The organism is Shewanella sp. HN-41 (assembly GCF_000217915.1).
Lineage (GTDB): Bacteria > Pseudomonadota > Gammaproteobacteria > Enterobacterales > Shewanellaceae > Shewanella.
The window spans coordinates 1-18,781 of sequence record NZ_AFOZ01000035.1 but is presented as its reverse complement, the minus strand read 5'-3'; the positions used below and the strand labels follow the sequence as shown (position 1 = coordinate 18,781).

11 protein-coding genes are annotated in these 18,781 nt (G+C 47.2%); 6 read left to right on the top strand and 5 right to left on the bottom strand.

What is annotated here, in order from left to right; translation table 11 throughout:
- The first annotated feature begins 52 nt into the window (after positions 1-52).
- Both SOHN41_RS13140 and SOHN41_RS13135 read left to right on the top strand, forming a co-directional pair.
- On the top strand, positions 53-931 hold the full coding sequence (locus tag SOHN41_RS13140; RefSeq protein ID WP_007649766.1) for a substrate-binding periplasmic protein: 879 nt from the start codon (positions 53-55) through the stop codon (positions 929-931).
- A 236-nt stretch (positions 932-1,167) separates the two neighbouring features.
- The gene (locus tag SOHN41_RS13135) at positions 1,168-4,452 is read left to right on the top strand and encodes a S41 family peptidase (protein ID WP_007649765.1); all 3,285 of its coding nucleotides are present in this window, start codon (positions 1,168-1,170) and stop codon (positions 4,450-4,452) included.
- 106 nt (positions 4,453-4,558) lie between these two features.
- On the opposite strand, the gene SOHN41_RS13130 is transcribed toward SOHN41_RS13135, so the two are convergent.
- From SOHN41_RS13130 to SOHN41_RS13110, 5 genes are all read right to left on the bottom strand, one after another.
- Positions 4,559-5,026: a hypothetical protein gene (locus SOHN41_RS13130; protein ID WP_007649764.1), complete on the bottom strand. Its 468-nt coding sequence runs from the start codon at positions 5,024-5,026 to the stop codon at positions 4,559-4,561.
- 154 nt (positions 5,027-5,180) lie between these two features.
- Complete coding sequence (locus tag SOHN41_RS13125; RefSeq protein ID WP_007649763.1) at positions 5,181-5,618, bottom strand: OsmC family protein; 438 nt, start codon at positions 5,616-5,618, stop codon at positions 5,181-5,183.
- Between the two features lie 162 nt (positions 5,619-5,780).
- Positions 5,781-6,131, bottom strand: coding sequence for a DUF3325 domain-containing protein (locus SOHN41_RS13120; protein ID WP_007649762.1), 351 nt, complete (start codon positions 6,129-6,131; stop codon positions 5,781-5,783).
- Positions 6,128-7,816, bottom strand: coding sequence for a PepSY-associated TM helix domain-containing protein (locus tag SOHN41_RS13115; protein ID WP_007649760.1), 1,689 nt, complete (start codon positions 7,814-7,816; stop codon positions 6,128-6,130). Before SOHN41_RS13115 ends, SOHN41_RS13120 begins: the two co-directional genes overlap by 4 nt.
- 1 nt (position 7,817) lies before the next feature.
- The gene (locus tag SOHN41_RS13110) at positions 7,818-8,201 is read right to left on the bottom strand and encodes a DUF3649 domain-containing protein (protein ID WP_037459120.1); all 384 of its coding nucleotides are present in this window, start codon (positions 8,199-8,201) and stop codon (positions 7,818-7,820) included.
- Positions 8,202-8,679: 478 nt separating this feature from the next.
- Between SOHN41_RS13110 and SOHN41_RS13105 the strand changes: the two genes are divergently transcribed.
- The 4 genes from SOHN41_RS13105 (at position 8,680) to hpf (ending at position 18,589) form a co-directional block, all read left to right on the top strand.
- Entirely contained in the window at positions 8,680-11,646 is a 2,967-nt protein-coding gene (locus tag SOHN41_RS13105) for a TonB-dependent receptor (protein ID WP_007649754.1), read from the top strand.
- Between the two features lie 105 nt (positions 11,647-11,751).
- Entirely contained in the window at positions 11,752-16,074 is a 4,323-nt protein-coding gene (locus SOHN41_RS13100) for an alpha-1,6-glucosidase domain-containing protein (RefSeq protein WP_007649744.1), read from the top strand.
- A gap of 341 nt (positions 16,075-16,415) precedes the next feature.
- Complete coding sequence (locus SOHN41_RS13095) at positions 16,416-17,984, top strand: methyl-accepting chemotaxis protein (RefSeq protein WP_007649742.1); 1,569 nt, start codon at positions 16,416-16,418, stop codon at positions 17,982-17,984.
- A 248-nt stretch (positions 17,985-18,232) separates the two neighbouring features.
- Positions 18,233-18,589 carry a ribosome hibernation-promoting factor, HPF/YfiA family gene (gene hpf / locus SOHN41_RS13090; RefSeq protein WP_007649740.1) on the top strand — a complete coding sequence of 119 codons (357 nt, stop codon included), beginning with the start codon at positions 18,233-18,235 and terminating at the stop codon, positions 18,587-18,589.
- The last annotated feature ends 192 nt before the right edge of the window (positions 18,590-18,781 follow it).

Below are 18,781 nucleotides of genomic sequence, written 5' to 3'. Positions count from 1 at the left end.
AGGATTTGATACTTTTGTTACTGGGAGTGGTGCCACCTGCGGGGCTCAAATTGTGCCTATATTATTAAGGTTAAAACTGAGCTGTATTTTTATATGGTTTATCTGCGTCTTACCCGCCTACAGTGCGTTGCCTGCAACGGCCACTTTTGCCTGTCCAAACCCCATTAAAGTAGGCTATAACGATTGGGCCCCCTATGCATGGCAAGATCCTCACGGAGAGGCGCAGGGACTCGATGTCGAATTGATGCGGTCATTTGCCCAATTTCTAGGTTGTGACGTGAGTTTTATCAACGTGCCCGCTAAGCGTTCACATCAAATGCTAAAGGCTGGCACTCTCGATATGATGATGGGGGCAACTAAGACCCAAGACCGCCAAGAATATGCATTATTCTCCGAAGACTATCGAAATGAAGAAGTACGCCTCTTTGTATTGGATGAGAAAAAAGAACAAATTCACCTAGGGCAATGGCAGGATATTTTTACTCAAAAATTGCGTCTGATCGTTCCGACAAGTGGTTGGTATGGTAATGACTACCATGATTCTCGAGGGCGACTCGAGCAAGCGCAATTATTAGTCTTGAGTCCCAGTCTCGATAAATCTGTACAAATGCTTTATCACGGTCGTGCAGATATAGTCATTGGTGATTCTATGGCCGTTCCCTATATTGCAAGTCAATATCAAGGAGTTAAGCTGGTGCCTCTCAAATTAGTATTAGAGGCAAATCCTATCCATCTGATGCTTAGTAAGGCGAGCATGTCATCTTTACAGCTCACACAAATGAATACTGCTATTCGTACTTTGAAAGATAATGGCGAAATTGCCAGAGTGCTACATAAATGGCTGCAAATCTCCCTCGCAAAACAAACCAATATGAGCCGTCAGTACCATACTCAAGGGACTCAATATGCCTTAGCTTTGATTTATCCCTAATTGCACGATAATCACTGAATGATTTATTGAGTATTCTTGCTGGTAACACTATGACACATTTGCTAAAACTTCTCCATTTTGAAGTTACTGAACTCTCTATCAAATTCTGCTAGCTTGATGGGCTAAATTATCAAACTTTGGGTTTGATTAAAGCGCATTGCGTAAAGCCCATTACAAAAGTCTATTACAAAGTCCATGCAAAGGATCCATTGCTAACAATAGGATAGAGGCTATTTATGAAACTTCGTCACTCCGTCGCTTGCTGTATGCTCGCTCTAGGCACCTTAACTGCGGCCCAAGTCATCGCTGCCGATGCCGTGAGTAATCAAGGATATTACCGCGCACCAGCCCTGCAGGATCAAACCTTAGTCTTTACCGCTGAAGGGGATTTATGGACTCAGACCTTAGGTCAAACAGCGGCGACCCGCTTAACGAGTTTGCCCGCAGAAGAGCTAGGTGCGACCATTTCAGCCGATGGTAAGTGGGTTGCTTATGTGGCCAACTATGAAGGCGCGAGCGAAGTGTATGTTATCCCTATTACGGGCGGTGTGGCCAAACGGGTGAGTTTTGAGAATAGCCGTGTGCGCGTTCAGGGTTGGACAGCCAAAGGTGAGATTCTATATTCCACCGACACTGGCTTTGGTCCCGCTAATAACTGGATGCTGCGCAGCGTCGATCCTCAAACCCTCACGACTACAGATTTACCCTTAGCCGATGCGGTCGAAGGCGTGATTGATGATGGCAACGAATACGTGTACTTCACTCGCTTTGGCCTGCAAGTGACTGGCGATAATGCCAAAGTGTACCGTGGCGGTGCAAAAGGCGAACTATGGCGCTTTAAACTCGACAGCAAAACTGAAGCCCAGTTGCTCAGCGGTCAGCACGACGGCTCTGTGCGTCAACCTATGCTGTGGCAGGACAGACTCTATTTTATCAGTGACAGCGATGGTAACGACAACCTCTGGTCGATGGCGCTCGATGGTTCAGATGCAAAACAGTTAACCCAATTTAAAGATTGGCAAGTCCGCGGCGCGCGTATGGATCAAGGCAGAGTGGTATTCCAGTTAGGCGCGGATATCCATGTCTTTGACATTGCTTCGACTCAAGACTCATTACTGAATATCACACTGACTTCCGATTTTGCTCAGCGCCGTGAACATTGGGTGAAAGACCCTATGGATTATGCGTCTTCGACCAATTTGGCCCCCGCGGGGGATAAAGTGGTGATCACTGCCCGCAGTCACGTGGCAATCGCGGGTATTGATGGCTCACGTTTAGTCCAAGTGGCGCTGCCGGGGACCTATCGCGTTAGGGAAGCGATGTTGAGCCAAGATGGTAAGTCCGTTTATGCGATTAGTGATATGACGGGCCAGCAGGAGATTTGGCAATTCCCAGCCGATGGTAGCAGTGGTGCTAAGCAACTGACCAAAGATGGTCATACCTTAAGAATGAGTCTACATTTGTCCCGTGATGGTCGATTTATCGCCCACGACGATAACGATGGCAATGTTTGGTTACTCGACTTAAAGAAAAATACCAATCAGAAAATCATCACTAACGGTGAGGGACTGGGGCCTTACGCCGATATTCGCTGGTCCGGTGACAGTCGTTTTATTGCATTAACTAAGTCGGAAATCGGTAAACAAAGACCGCAAATCGTCCTTTATTCTGTGGATGAAAATAAGGCTGAGACGCTTACCAGTGACAAATACGAGTCCTATTCACCGACCTTTAGCAGCGATGGCCAGTGGCTATATTTCCTATCAAACCGCCAATTTAGCGCCACACCAAGTTCACCTTGGGGCGATAGAAACATGGGGCCAGTGTTTGATAAACGCAGCCAAATTTTTGCCATCGCCTTAGTCAAGAATGCCAAATTCCCCTTTAGTAAACCCAATGAACTCAGCGCTGACCAAGCTGACAAGACTGATGCTAAGGATAAACCTAATCCGGTGAAAATCGATTGGGCGGGGATATCCCAGCGTCTATGGCAAGTGCCTGTCGATTCAGGAAATTACAGTAGACTACATGCCGTCGAAGATAGACTTTATATGTTAGATCAAGCTATTGGAGACGATGTAGCACCTAATTTGATGACCATCAAATTTGACCGATTAAGCCCCAAAATTGAGACTTTTGCCGAGGATGTGGGTCAATATGAGCCATCTGCCGATGGCAAGAAATTGATGCTGCGTAAACACAGTAATGATAAGGCGCTGATGATTGTCGAGGGCGGCGATAAGTTGGGTGAGACGGATAATGCCAAAGTACAAACGGATCAATGGCAGTTAGCGATCTCCCCTCAACTTGAATGGCTGCAAATGTTTGAAGATGCTTGGTTGATGCACAGGGAATCTTTCTTCGACAAAAAGATGCGCGGCCTCGATTGGCAAGCGACCAAAGCTAAGTACCAACCTTTGCTCAACCGCCTGACCGATCGCAATGAACTCAATGACATCTTCATGCAAATGATGGGCGAGTTAGACTCTTTGCACTCACAGGTGCGCGGTGGTGATTTACCTCAAGATCCCGATGCAGCAAATACGGCGAGTTTAGGTGCGCGTCTACAGCAAACCGCAGATGGCGTTAAAATTGCGCACATTTACAATAACGATCCTGAGTTACCTGCAAAAGCTTCACCGTTGAATCGTATCGAAGTCGATGCTAAAGAAGGTGATGTGCTGCTGGCCATCAATGGCACGCCAGTGGCGAATGTGGCCGACGTCACGCGTTTATTGCGTAATCAACAGGACAAGCAAGTCTTGCTGCAACTTAAGCGTGGTAGCCAAACCCATAAAACCATCGTTATGCCCATCAGTGCTATGGTGGACAGTCAATTACGTTATTTAGATTGGGTGAGCCATAATGCGGATGTGGTTGAGGATGAGAGTAAGGGCAAGATTGGTTATTTGCACTTATATGCCATGGGCGGCGGTGATATTGAAAGTTTCGCCCGTGAGTTTTATGCCAATTACGACAAAGACGGCTTGATTATCGACGTTCGTCGCAACCGTGGCGGCAATATCGACAGTTGGATTATCGAGAAGTTATTACGCCGTGCCTGGGCGTTCTGGCAACCGACCCACGGCACGCCAAACACCAATATGCAGCAAACCTTCCGCGGCCATTTAGTGGTATTGACCGATGAGTTGACCTATTCCGACGGTGAAACCTTCTCTGCAGGGATTAAAGCGCTCGGTATTGCCCCGTTAATTGGTAAGCAAACGGCGGGGGCAGGGGTGTGGTTATCTGGGCGTAATGCGTTGACCGATAAAGGTATGGCGCGGGTGGCCGAGTATCCACAGTATGCAATGGATGGTCGCTGGGTGCTGGAAGGCTATGGTGTGACGCCGGATATTGAAGTCGATAACTTACCTTTCGCCACCTTTAATGGTAAAGATGCGCAGCTCGAAACGGCGATAAGTTACCTAAAAGATGAGCTAGTTAAGCAACCCATCCCAGCCTTAAAGGCGCAACCTATGCCTGTAAAAGGTATGGCGCAGGATATTAAAGCTAAGTAGTTGATGTTTAAATTCAGTATTTAACTGAAATTTAAGCTATCTAGGTTAAGATGCTTAGGTACAAAGTTAGGGTGTTGTCTTGTAGTTCCCGAGACAACACCCATTTTTATGCCCATTCATTAATATTCTTACTCGTTTCTGCGTAGATCTGCATTGTGTTCACTTGCTGTTGTTGGGCAAGGTGATTGACTGTCATCGCTCTCGCGTCTTCGTTATGGCTTAGATAATAGGCCGTCGGGGCTGAAATCCCTTCGCTACTTCCCATTGCTATGTTCGTCATATCGGATACGACTCGATACTTCATTCTAGCCTCTTGAAAGGCAACATATTTTTCGAGGTTACCCTCGAACTGCGGCATATTAGGCACACTGGGTAACTGAGTTGACTCGGTTTTATCTTCGGCGTTTGTCTCAAATTGGGCTAGTTGTCTTGCTTCACTCGAGATGGTCACTGTTTCCGATGACGCGGGCGGTAAATTCGTTTGGGGCAGATTCAGTCTAGGTACAGAATTGTGGGCACTGATGTATTTGCTTGAATTTATGCCTGTGATGTTAGCGTTAGATTGGATATACATGGCTTACCTCTTTTAAATCAAGACGGATAAATCGAGTCTCAAGTGGGAGGTATCGTACGGTAAACTGGCTGGACCCAAGCTGAATAGAGTGTAATTTAATCAAAGTGATAAATATTGGGCAAGCAAGCGTAAGCTCAAACTTGCCCTACACAGCTTAAAACTTGATTTGAATATCTGTAGCTAAGCTATTGGCGATAAAGCAGTTAGCGTGCGCTTTTTCGTGAATTTTTTCGATAGTTTCTCGGCTGACTTCGACACCGTCGGCAAATATCACTATAGGATTTAGCACCATCTTAGTGACGGCCAACTTGCCCGCTTCGTTTTTACCTAACTCTGCAGTGGCATTGTCCACATAGGACGTCACAGGTAAGCGTTTAAGATGTGCAATCGCGAGAAAGGTCAACATATGGCATGAGGATAATGCCGCCAACAGGCTTTCCTCTGGATTGACATTATGTTCATTGCCTTTGTATTCCGGTGCGGATGATGCCTCAATGGTTTGGCCGCTACCAAAGGTAATGCTGTGATCTCGGCAAAACTCGCCTTCTTCGGTGGGCGAGGTTTGCCAGTTAACCGTTAAGTTAAAGCCCATTATTTTCTCCTATCTGAAGGACATATATCTAAACAACCTGAAGATGCTGAAACTCTTTTCTTCAGGTTGTTTTGGTATAAGGGCACTATAGCCTAGCGGTGTTCACTTAGCCATGACCTGTGGTCCAGTGCGGCAGGAAGTTATAGCTTAGTGTGCCAGAAGTTATAACCCCGCGCTCAGTAATAGGCTGCTGGTGAGTACACTGCCTGTGACTATGCCCATTGGTAAATGTCGAGGGCTATAGCTTAAGATGAGAATAACCAGCATTGCAGCGAGGGAAATGATCCCCATAAACAAAATGCTACCGTAGGCCCAGCCTTGATCGCTCGCGCAGGCACTTAAGCTGAACATCAACAATAACCACGCAAATAAGCTTAATAGGCGGCTCTGCCACTGAGTGGGGGGACGATTAAATACATCCTTAAAATGGCCAAATTTGGCTAAGGCAAATAGGGCGAGGGAGAGATAACTCAAGCCTAAGATCCCAAGTACGGGGATAAATTCTGGCATCATGGTTTAACTTCCTCCAATGCAGACGGTGAGGTTAGTTCGTTGGCAAGGGATGTCTTCGGCTCACTGCGACGTGTCTTATCGGCCTTCGCATTTGTTACATTGGGAGCCCGTTTGGCGGGGGCGGCTTTCGCAATCAGAGTTAATTTTTTACTGGCAAATAGCATAGCGCCACCCAGTAACACTGCTAGCACGTCAAACCCGACTAAAGCCCATTGATGGGATTGAATATTGTCGATGAAATGACTCGGCGATGTGAAGGCATTAAGCACGGGCAGCGCGCAGCACAAACTGCCTGTGAGTATGAGTGCCGTTTGCCACTGGCGACGTGAGCGGCCAAAAAAAGCCCACACTCCCATTGCCGCTAATGCGATAAAGAAGCTGTGAACTTCCCATGCGGAGCGGCCTGCAAAACTTGTCGATAGCAGACGGTTTGCGTAAAAGAAGTTCACGGCGCCTAAGGGCAAGCCTAAGATAAACATGAAGTTTAATCCTTCAACCAAACGCAGCCCCAAGCTCGGTTTCTCGCCCTTATCTATGGTTTTTTGCTGTTTCTGCCGTAGACGAATGGCCCACATCAAAGTGCCTGTTGCGACCATAGCGCAGCCCAATAAGCCGCAGAAAAAGAACAATATTCGTAATAGTGGGGCGGCAAAACGTGCCGTGTGTAGCGACATCATAGTATCGTAGGTGGCTGACGCTCCCGAGGCTTCATGCGGGCTGGCATACTTAAGTTCGCCATTTACGCCGTTAAATATCAAGATGTTGGCCTCATCGGTCACCTCTTTGCCTGTGTTTTGGTAGAAGGTCACTTGGCTATTTTGATCTTTAGGGTATGACACTATCACTTGCTTAATCGGCGCATCGCCCCAAGCGGTTTTCACCTGCGGCAGTAATTGACTCAGTTGCACCTGTGGCGCGCTGATCCCTGCTGCTTTCTCGGTTTGTCTAGCGGGATTCAGCTCTTTTAAAAAGGCTTGGTTGTCACCCGGATAGGCGGTATCCACCGTCCATGGGATATAAATCAGCATCAGGGTGATTAGGCCGGTATAAGTGATCATCAGATGATAAGGGAGGGCGATGACTGAACTCACATTGTGCGCATCTAACCAAGAGCGGGCGCCCTTGTCCCGTCTAAAACTGAACATATCCTTGAAGATGCGTTTGTGGATCACAATGCCGCTGATAAGGGCGATCAGCATAAACATAGTGCAAATGCCGACGATATATCGGGCCGTAATCGCGGACATATAATGCAAGTCAAAGTGCAGACGATAGAAGAAATCACCGCCGCGACTTGCGCGCACCGCTGAGATCATGCCGCTACCATCGGCGAGGGCCACATGCTCTTCTACCTTGCCGCGGCGCTGGCCCTTTTCTGGCGGTAGTTGCCAACTAAAGCCTAGAAATGGTTTACGTTCGGTTGGGAAGTTGATCATCCAGCGCTGCGCCGTTGTGGGCGAATGTGTTTCTATATAGCGCTGGCCGCTGTCTAGCTGCTCCTCGAGCGTATCGGCTTGATAGCTCTGATAAACCCCTTTATGTAACTCGGGTTCATTCCAAAGGCTGATTTCATGGCGGAAATAGCTCAAACTGCCCGCAAAGAAGATGAGTAATAGCACCCAACAAACCAGTAGACCTGCCCAGGTATGTAACCAAGATAAGGTTCTAAAAAAAGTCTCTTTCATCTTACTGTCCACACACCTTAATCAATCCAAAACATAGCAAACTCACTAGGCCTAAATCTCGCCATGCATGCCAGGTTTTACGTATACAAAAGGCGTAAATAATGGCGATAGCATAAAACAGGAAAGCCAACATATTGGCCGTTAGGGTGCTTTCGAAGCGTGGCATGGGTAACACTAATGTCAGCAGGCAAGCCAAGGTGGCCGCTGCAATATAACCTGCCAGTAGGGCGGCGCTCGCGCGAGCAAATACTTTGAAGGCAAACATCGAATGCTCCTGCGTAAACCATCGCATAATCTGCACAATCCCCCGTGAAATCAGTGAGAAAGAGCTCATTTGCACTGTAGATGATTGCGTTGAAGTTTCAAACACAGGTGTATTAGACATAAGTACCACTTCTCATTTCGAGGCAATATGGGTCTGTTATGGCTATCCGTTACGGTTAATTCCGCAAATTGTGCTGGAGCCTTCAGGCTTAACGATAGAAGGCTTGGCGTAACGGTAAATGCATTTTTATAACAGGGGATAGCTAACCGTGAGTAGTATAACCGAGTTGACTTAAATGATAAACGATATCATTTAGATTCGAATGTAAATATGTGATCTTGGCCTGACAGAGTTGCAAGTTGTTAATTAACTGTACTTTTATGCATTTCAAGCTTTGAATATAAAGCTTTAAAATCAAAGGGTAAACCTAGTTTGTTAATTGGTTGTAAATGATAAGTTATGAATACGTATGCACCCCATTGAGGCGGAAAACGCTACACCGTTAGTATGGCACTTTGATTGCCCTATGTTTCTTGGATTGATGTTGTAAATAGAGCATCGGGTTAAAACAAGTCGTTACGACATAGGGGAATGCTAAATGCGTCATTGTAAACTCAGCGTCTTGACCATGGCTCTCGCAACAGCAGGCTTTAGTGTGGTGTATACGCCACAGTTAGCCTTTGCTGCAGAGACCACGCCAACTCAACAGGAGGCTAAACAAGCTCAAGACGACAACATAAAAAACGATACCAACACTAATGCTAAGAGTGCCGAAACCACCAAAAAAGCCAGCGATGAAGCCGCAAATATCGAACGTATTGAGGTTAAAGGTTACAGCAAAAGTTTGATTGATTCCCTCGATGCTAAACGTTACGGCGACACGGTTTCAGAACAATTATCGGCAGATGATCTTGGTGCCTTACCCGATGTATCAATGGCGGATGCGCTGACCCGTTTACCCGGTATTTCAGCGGTACGAACCGGTGGACAAGCGGCGGAAATTAACATTCGCGGTATGTCGGGTGGTTTTGTTTTTTCAACCTTAAATGGCCGCGAACAGGTATCGACCAGTGGTACTCGCAGTATCGAATTCGATCAATATCCGTCTGAGCTGATTTCATCCGCCGCAGTCTATAAATCCCCTAAAGCCTCACTGATTGAAGGCGGTGTTGCAGGCACAGTTGAACTGCAAACTGTCAGCCCACTGCAATCCGATAAAGACCATAGTTTTCTTGTTAATGCCCGCGGTATGTACAACGACAGAGCCAGTGAAGTCTATGGTGCTGACGAGTATGGCCACAGGTTGAGTATTTCCTATCAGGGTAAGTTTTTCGACGATACCTTAGGCGTGGCGTTAGGTTATGCCCGCCTAAAACAACCCAGTGTAGCGACCCAATTTATCGGCTTGGCTTATAACGACAGCAAAGATGTCGATGGTTTGGCTAATGATACTAATGGTTCGATTGATTTCCCGGCGAATGAGTACATCAGTGAGGGTTTTGAGCTACAGCACCTTGGTGGCGTTGAAATGCGTAACGGTTATATGGGTGCGATTGAGTGGGCGCCTAGGGATAATTTTAAGCTCAAGGCCGATGCATTTTTATCGCGTTTCGATAGCGAAGCGTTTGCCCGCGGATTCAGGGTTAAGTTTGGTGGCTCAGGCGCTGCGGTTGCCAATCCTGTACTCGATGGCAATTCTGTTATTGGCGGGACCTTTAATCGCACCTCAAAGAGCTATACCCGAGTTGAGACAGTAAACGACGATAACCAAGATTTTGATGAAGTGAATAGCTTTGGTTTAAATGCTGACTGGCAAGTGACAGATAGGTTGAATGTCGCCGCCGATATTTCCTATTCCTCAGCCAAAAGCAACTTCAGGAATGGCCTACTATGGGCGAACGTTGCCGTCGATGCCAATGCCGATACCCCAGTTTTCGATGATAATGTCTCGATTAGTTATCAACTTAACGGGCTTAATCTGCCCGATGTGGGCTTTAATCAAGCCGATGCCTTCACCGATCTGGATCGGGTGATGGTGAGTAAGTACGGTATTTATCCCTATGAGAATGAAGATGCGGTAAAGGCATATCGCCTTGATTTTAAATATGACCTTGAGAATGATTACATCAGCTCTGTGGAGTTTGGTGTGCGTTACTCGGACCGTAATTACTCCAATCACCGCTCGGTATTTGAATATGGCAATGATGGCGCTTTCTCTAGCATTGAGCCGCCACTTAAGCTGACGTCTGATATGGCCTCGGTCGTGGATTGGCAGGGGGAGTTCAGTTATTTCCCATCCTATCTCGCCATTGATCTCGACGCAGCGCTAGCGGCTTGGTTTCCTGAGGGTATCCCACAGCCAGTACAAACCTGGGGTAATGCCGATGGCGTACTCGATGCTAAGGGTTATACCACTAACTATTCTTGGACCGTACTGCAAAGTGGTGAGGTGTTCGAAAAGGTGTTTGCGGCTTATGCCATGGTCAATTTCGATACCGAGATTGGCGGTATTCCAGTCACGGGCAATCTCGGTTTACGCCGTGTTGATACCGACCAATCCGCAACCGTATTAGAGAATGTCGGTGCAGATCCCCAGCTTGGCGCTCAGTATATTGTCGATGATTTAGGCATAGTGAATAACTATTATGCACCTAAAATCAAAGGAATAGATTATGTCGATTATCTCCCTTCCCTTAACCTCAGTTTTAAGATCACTGAAGATTCTCAAATCCGTTTAGCGGCCGCTAAAGTGATGTCGCGTCCGCCCATTAACCGCTTGGCGGGGGATGCGAGCGCAACGCCGAATAACGATGGGGTTATCAATGGCTCTAGCACTAATAACCCCTATTTAAAGCCTTTCTATGCGGATCAATATGATATTTCCTACGAGAAATACTTTGATGAAGGCGCCTTTGTCGCGGCGCTATTCTACAAAAATATCGATTCCTTTATTGATACTGTGGCTATCACCAATTTCGATTTTAAGGGTAATGGCTTCAACGTGCCGGATTACATCGTCGATCCTGTTACTGGGGTGCAAACCGCAACAAGTAATGGCACTTACACTACTGCAATGAATAATGCCGAGGGCGGATACATTCGCGGTTTAGAGCTGGCTTACACCCAAGTGTTTGCCTCCTTGCCCGATTTATTTTCTGGTTTAGGTTTTAACGCCAGTTATTCCTATACCGAGAGTGAGGTGCAGTCCATCACTAGCCTAGGCGGTGACAGTGTGACTCAATCTTTACCTGGGTTATCGAATAACGTGCTCAGTGCCACCTTGTTTTACGGCTATGAGGGCTTTGAAACCCGTATCAGCGCCCGTTACCGTGATGCTTTCGTCTCTGAACAGGTGGCGATTAACGATCAAGTGGTGAACTTCGATTCCGAAACCGTGATGGACTATCAAGCCTCCTACCAAGTCACGGACGGTTTAAACGTACTGTTCCAAGTCAATAACCTCACAGATGAACCGACGAAGAGTTACTTCGGCACCGAGCAGAAAACCGGCACCTTGCAATACTTTGGCCGCGAATTTTTCCTGGGGTTCACCTATGCCCTGTAATCCATTGCGTCAGTTGGCGTGCTTAAACGCACAGAGCCTAAATCCATTAAATGTTGCGCCACTTAGTATAACGGCGCCTTATTCGCAAATTGGGAGAAACCACTCATGTTGAGTATCTCTAATCTTATTAAACTGTCGGCCTTAGCCCTGAGTATGAGCTTACTCTCGGCCTGTGGCGGCAGCGATTCATCTGAACCGGGTAAAGTGTTATTAACCTGCGATGTGCCTATGGTGCCCGATGCCACGGGCACAAGCTGCGTTGCACCTACGCCTATCAGTTGTAAGGCGCCTAAATTCCCTGATCCTAAAAACGAGAGTTGTATAAACGGCTTAGATCCCTCCTTACCCGCGCCAAGCGTATTCCCACAAGCCAATCAGGCAGTGCTTTACTACAATCGCATTAAAGATAAAAACAATACTGCGAGTAACGCCGAATATCCTAAGTACAAATTACATACTTGGAACGATGAAAAGTGTGATGCCTATGCGCCTCCCTTTGATACCAGCGACTGGAGCAACGGCCACCCCTTCGATGGTATTGACCCTAATTATGGCGCCTATTGGATCCTCAATCTGAAGGAAGGTTATGGTGCCTGCGGCAACTTTATTGTGCATGCCGGTACGGATGATGCGGGTAAAGCCTTAGGTAAAAACAACCTAACCATGTCCCTGGTACAGGATGATGCGACCTATGTACGCGTGAATTTCACCATTCACGGTGAGTCGGATGTGTATGAGTATCCGATCCTTGAGACAGGTTTCTCTATTTCAGGTATGAGTGCCCACTGGCTAGATCGCAATACCTTTGTGTGGAATCAAGATCCACAGGGGGTAACAAGCGTGAAGTTGCATTATTCAGCTAAGGCAGATATCGCCGCCGATGATAATAATGTGATCAGTGGCACCCAAGTGGCCTTAACGCCTGCGACCTTAAGTGATGCACAAAAAGCGTTATCGCCAGTGCTGGCCGATTGGCCTGCTTATACTGCCAGTTTTACCGCGGATGAAGCCAAAGCCATTGCAAAAAATCAATTAGTATTAGTCGCTTACGATGCCGATGACAAACCTGTTGGCGCAACCTATGTGCAAGCGGCCAAGGTACTTGATGACCTTTATACACAGGGCGACCAAGATGCCGATGAGGCTACACTCGGTGTGGTTTACGATGGAGCGAACATTATTGCTTCAGTGTGGGCACCGACGGCCCAAGACGTAAAACTGAAAGTCTACGATGCCAGTAAAACACTTAAAAGCACTGAGAACATGACCTTAGATAGCCTCACTGGTATCTGGTCCTATCGCGGTGATGCTAGCCTTAATCGTCTCTATTATCGTTATGCGCTCAGTGTGTACCATCCAACGACTAAAAAACTGGAGTCGTTAGAAAGCACCGACCCTTATTCTTTAAATGTGTCGAGTAACGGTCGTTTCAGCCAGTTTATTAATTTGGATGATGCGGACCTTAAACCTGACGGCTGGGATAACCAAACTGTCACCACGATTGCTCACCCAGAAGATGCGGTGATCTACGAGGGGCATATTCGAGACTTTAGTATTCGAGATCAGAGCACCAGTGCCGCCCACCGTGGTAAGTACTTGGCCTTTACCGAGCAAGGCTCTGCGCCAGTCGAACATCTTAAAAAGCTGGTTGATAATGGCTTAACTCACTTCCATGTGTTGCCCGCCACCGATATGGCGACGGTCAATGAAAATGCCAGTGAACGCATCGAAATGACCGACACATTGGCCAAGCTATGCAGCAAAATCAATGATGCGGCCGATGCCTGCAAAACCCAAAACAAGTCAGCCACCATAGAAAGTATTTTGGCGAATAGTTTACCCGGCTCAAGTGATGCGCAGGCATTAGTGGATGCCATGCGTGGTTTAGATGGCTTTAACTGGGGTTACGATCCGCAGCATTTTTTTGCCCCTGAAGGCAGTTATGCCAAAGTGGCTGATGGTACGGCGCGAGTGCTTGAACTGCGCGCAATGAACCAAGCCTTGCATAATATTGGCCTCAGAGTCGTATTGGATGTGGTGTACAACCACACTAGCGCTTCTGGCGTGAATGCTAACGCTGTGCTCGATAAGGTCGTTCCTGGTTATTACCACAGATACGACCCTGTATCTGGCGCGATGGAACAGTCAACCTGTTGTGAAAATACCGCCACTGAACATCGAATGATGGGCAAACTCGTCACGGATTCTTTAGTCTTGCTTGCCAAAGAATATGGCTATGACGGCTTCCGTTTCGATGTGATGGGGCACATGCCTAAGCAAGGTATTCTCGATGCGAGAACCGCTGTTCAGGCCGTCGATCCAGACACTTACTTCTACGGTGAAGGATGGAACTTTGGTGAAGTTGCCGATAATCGTTTATTCGAACAGGCAACCCAAGCCAATATGGCAGGCTCCGAAGTGGGCACCTTTAATGACAGAATACGCGAGGCGGTGCGTGGCGGCGCATTGTTTGCGACCGAGGCAAAGGATGACTACCTGCGGGATCAGGATACCCTACGCTTATCATTGGTGGGTAACTTACAAAACTATGTACTAAAAGACTTTAATGGCAATTCGGCTAAGGGCAGTAGCTTTAGCTGGAACTCACAACCGAGTGCTTATGCCCTCGATCCGGCCGACAGCATTAACTATGTTTCTAAGCACGATAACGAAACCCTGTGGGATATCCTGCAATATAAACATGCCATTGGTTTGAGTATTGAAAATCGTGTACGAGTCCAAAACATGGCCGCCAGTATTCCACTCTTGAGCCAAGGGGTGCCGTTCCTGCAAATGGGCGGTGATTTACTGCGCTCAAAATCGATGGACAGAAACAGCTATGACTCGGGTGACTGGTTTAACTACGTCGACTTTACCTACAACACCAATAACTGGGATGTAGGTTTACCGCTCGCGCAGGATAACAGCAGCAAATGGACGCAGATTGCGGGTATTTCTGCCAACCCAAATGCGGCGGCGTCCATGTCGGATATCGAATTGGCCTCGGGGGTATTTAACGAGTTTTTACGTATACGCCATCAGAGCCCATTATTCCGCCTGACCGATGAGCAGACCATTATTGAGCGGGTGGGATTCCATAACGTCGGTAAACGTCAGCAACAGGGTGTCATCGTCATGAGCCTTGACGACGGTGTGGGCCTTAGCGATCTCGACCCCGCAGTCGATGCCATCGTGGTGATGATCAACGGCAGCGCAACGCAGCAGTCTCACACAGTGCCGACTGCAGCTGGCTTTAGCTTACACGAAGTACAAGCAAACTCTGTTGATGCCAAAGTCCGCGGCGCAAGCTTTAGTGAAGGTGCAAATGAAGGCACATTTACGGTTCCTGCCTACAGCACGGCTGTATTTGTGAAAAAACAAAGCGGTGCGCAGGGCGTGGGTCTCTCGGCAAATGCCACAGTCGGTGCTCCCGATGTTGTGCCCTATGGCAGTACCGATGTATTTGTCCGTGGCGGTATGAATGGTTGGGGTGAGGTCGATAAATTCGCCTACGTCGGCGCTGGCGAATACCGTATTACCATCAAATTGAATGCCGGTGACTATGATTTCAAAATTGCCTCGGCAGATTGGAATACCGTGGATTTTGGCGCCATTAGCGCTGATGTCGCCCAAGTTGATGAAGGTGTGGCCGAAGCGCTAGCTGCGAAGGGCGGGAATCTGCATTTTACCGCTGGGATAACGGCAACCTATGTGTTCTCCCTCGATGCATCGGATAAGGACCATCCCGTATTAAGCGTTTATAACGAAGAGCCATTTGTAGGAACGCCTGTGTACCTGCGCGGTGATATGAACGGTTGGGGGACGGATAACGAAGTCAAGTATATGGGCGGTGGGATATATCGTGTTGATCTCGCTATCACGGCAGGTACTAAGGGTTTTAAAATCGCGTCCAGTGATTGGTCTACCGTAGATTATGGTACCGGTGAAGCCGATGGTGTCGTCGTGCTCAATCAAGAGAAATTGCTGGCGGTCAAAGGCGGCAATATGAGCATCACCTTCGACAGCGATGATACCTACAGCTTTGTGTTTGATGCGTCAAATCGTAATGAACCTAAACTCAGCGTGTATAAAACGGCGATGTTTGGTGCGAACACGGTTTACATTCGTGGTGGCATGAATGGCTGGGGCACAGTGGACACGTTAGCCTATCAAGGCGCCTCGGTTTACAGTGTCGATATCGCATTAGTCGCAGGCGATAACGAGTTTAAAGTTGCTTCATCAGATTGGTCTAGTGTCGATTTTGGTGCTGTGGTGGGGGATGAGGCTGTGGCGCTTGATGTGTTAAAAGTCTTGGCTTCAAAGGGCGCCAATATGCATTTTAATGCGCCAGCGGCGGCCACTTATCGCTTTACTGTGACAGGTCCAGATCCTAAATCGCCAACCTTAACTGTGACTCAAATTAATTAGGCTAACGCAGCGAGCCACGGTTAACTCACCATGGATTCGCTGTGAATTTAAAACCACCTTAAGCGCGAGCTTGAGGTGGTTTTTTTTATAGACCTTAGCTGAAATTCACTCTAGGTAGAGGGAAGTGTTTAAAACAGCGGGCGAAACAAATAATGGGCATTCTGAGTTGCTATATTTACCATAATTGTTTGTTTTTATTTATTAGAGCGTGTTTAGTGGTTACTGCTTGTTTAGCTTTTGGTTAATTTTTCTACTGTCATTGTGAGCTTAATCAAGGTAGACAGCTTGCCCTTTTGGCAAAATGCCATCCATCTTTTTACCGAGAATCTGCCCTATAACCTATGCAAACACATTCTACAAAGGGTGAGAAACACCTGTCTGATAACGCCATTCTACTATCCACTACCGACCTGAAGGGCAACATTAAGTATGTAAACCAGACTTTTTCGCAGATCAGTGAGTTTAGTGTTAACGAGTTGCAGGGCAGTCCACACAACATAGTGCGCCATGCCGATATGCCCGCCGCCGCCTTTAAAATTCTGTGGGAGAGAATAAAAGGTGGCAAACCTTGGATGGGGATAGTCAAAAATAAAACTAAGCATGGTGGTTACTATTGGGTGAATGCCTATGTTGCACCTGTGTATGAGAATGGGACTATTCACGAGTTTCAATCCGTTCGCCGCCAAGCAACACCCGAGCAGATCAAAGCGGCCGAGACTATTTACAGCGATATTAATCAGGGTAAACAGCCTAAGGCATTGCGCAAAGATAGACTCGGTTTTAGCGGTAAAATTCTGTTGGCTATGTTGGTTTCAATTGTCACTACAGCTGTGATTGCTAGTTATTCTCCCCTAGTGGCGGCCATTGCTGGTATGGGCATTGCGTGCCTCGCTTGGTATTGTCTGATGCGACCCTTACAAAAGTTGGTGTCTATCGCAACTAATATCATCGATGATCCCGTCGCTATGGGAGTGTATACCGGTCGACAGGATGAAATAGGCAAGCTGGATCTGGCCTTGAGATTTTTAATTACCGAAATAGGCGGGGTGGTTGGACGAATGGCCGACTCTGCCAGCGAGATCCAAGAGCAGAGCGTTAACCTTAAGCAAACGATTACCAATACATGGGAGCATGCGGATAGTCAGAGTGAGCAAACGACGCAGGCCGCGACGGCGATGGAACAAATGAGTGCCAGTTTTGCCGAAGTCACAGGTAACATTCATCGAACGGCCTCTGAGATGGTGTCTAGCCATCAGGCGGCACAGCGCGGTCATTCACGCTTAGAAACCGTTATCGATGCCATTCACCAGCTGAGTGTGCAGGTCAGCCATTTCTCCGATGTTGTGCAAACGATTGAACAGGATAGCCATGCTATTCATCAGGTATTAGAAGTGATACGCGCCATCGCCGATCAAACTAACCTATTAGCATTAAACGCTGCCATTGAGGCTGCTCGTGCTGGGGAGAGTGGGCGAGGCTTTGCTGTCGTGGCCGATGAAGTCAGGCAACTGTCGAGCCGTACCAGCCAATCGACCTCGCATATTGAGCAAATTGTCAGCCGATTCAGGGACAGTACGCACAAGGCGACTTCTACTATGGTGGCAGGACAAGAACAGGTCAAACGTTCTGTTGAGTTAGCGCAGGATGCGAGCGTAGCCTTTGGCGAATTATTATCATCCATCGCCAGAATTAACTCCCTCAGTGATGACAACGCCGCTGCGATGACACAACAAGCCTCCGTTGCCGCTGAAATTAGTCGAGCTATTCATGTGATCAGTGATTTAGCTCAGCAGAGTTTAGAACAGACCCAAGATGCAGCCGCGCGAGGCGATCAAGTGTCGCGCTTATCCACTAAGACCCACCATTTATCGCAGCAGTTTTGGCAACAGAGTGTACAACGTAAATATTGAGTGAAATTGAAGCTATTGAAATAGGTTGTGCATGTGGCAGTGGTTGATTTTTATACGATCCGTCGTATTTAAATCAACCACTTACTTATCCCTTGAATAATGTGTTTCTTGATGCACTTCACATTTAGGTGCAGCTAATACCTGCGTTGATCGAAATATTTATCTTTAGGGCTTGTGTTTTATTCTGCATGCCCCAAGCTCTAATAGTGAAACGAAAATAAAAGTAATGACACTAAAAGGGACAACCTATGAAAATAAATCTTTCTGGTCACCATGTCGATGTTACTGATTCTGTTAAAGAACATGTCAACGAAAAGTTTTCAAAAATCGCCACCCATTTCCCTACCTTGATCGCGCTCGATATCATTATTGCGAAGGAGCATGGCGAGTTTCAGGTTGAAATTCGAACAAATTATGAAGGCAGTCGCATTTCTGCATCGGGCACGGATGAAATCATGTACCCAGCAATCAAGGCGGCATCGAAAAAATTAGATGCCGCACTTAAGCACCGCAAAGGCCAGCTAAAAGCTGATTTACATGAAACTCCAAGTTGCACTACGCCTGCGATTGCCCACGAAATTATCCAAGAGATGGAGCTTCGTTAGGTTTTAGCCATGACTCATCGCCTTAGGTGAGCACAAAAAGGGCCTTAATAGGCCCTTTTTGTTGGCTGTGACCCGTCCTAAATAGCGTTGACACTTTTCAATCTTTATTTGGAGAGTGTAATGAAATCAACAACCAAACGAACTCAACAGGATTATTCCCTCGCTTTTAAATTGGCTGTGGTCGACCAAGTC

Bases quoted from the DNA above. Each gene is read 5' to 3' on its own strand.
- SOHN41_RS13135 (WP_007649765.1), top strand. From the start codon at position 1,168: ATGAAACTTCGTCACTCCGTCGCTTGCTGTATGCTCGCTCTAGGCACC.
- SOHN41_RS13130 (WP_007649764.1), bottom strand. From the start codon at position 5,026: ATGTATATCCAATCTAACGCTAACATCACAGGCATAAATTCAAGCAAA.
- SOHN41_RS13125 (WP_007649763.1), bottom strand. From the start codon at position 5,618: ATGGGCTTTAACTTAACGGTTAACTGGCAAACCTCGCCCACCGAAGAA.
- SOHN41_RS13120 (WP_007649762.1), bottom strand. From the start codon at position 6,131: ATGATGCCAGAATTTATCCCCGTACTTGGGATCTTAGGCTTGAGTTAT.
- SOHN41_RS13115 (WP_007649760.1), bottom strand. From the start codon at position 7,816: ATGAAAGAGACTTTTTTTAGAACCTTATCTTGGTTACATACCTGGGCA.
- SOHN41_RS13110 (WP_037459120.1), bottom strand. From the start codon at position 8,201: ATGTCTAATACACCTGTGTTTGAAACTTCAACGCAATCATCTACAGTG.
- SOHN41_RS13105 (WP_007649754.1), top strand. From the start codon at position 8,680: ATGCGTCATTGTAAACTCAGCGTCTTGACCATGGCTCTCGCAACAGCA.
- SOHN41_RS13100 (WP_007649744.1), top strand. From the start codon at position 11,752: ATGTTGAGTATCTCTAATCTTATTAAACTGTCGGCCTTAGCCCTGAGT.
- SOHN41_RS13095 (WP_007649742.1), top strand. From the start codon at position 16,416: ATGCAAACACATTCTACAAAGGGTGAGAAACACCTGTCTGATAACGCC.
- hpf (WP_007649740.1), top strand. From the start codon at position 18,233: ATGAAAATAAATCTTTCTGGTCACCATGTCGATGTTACTGATTCTGTT.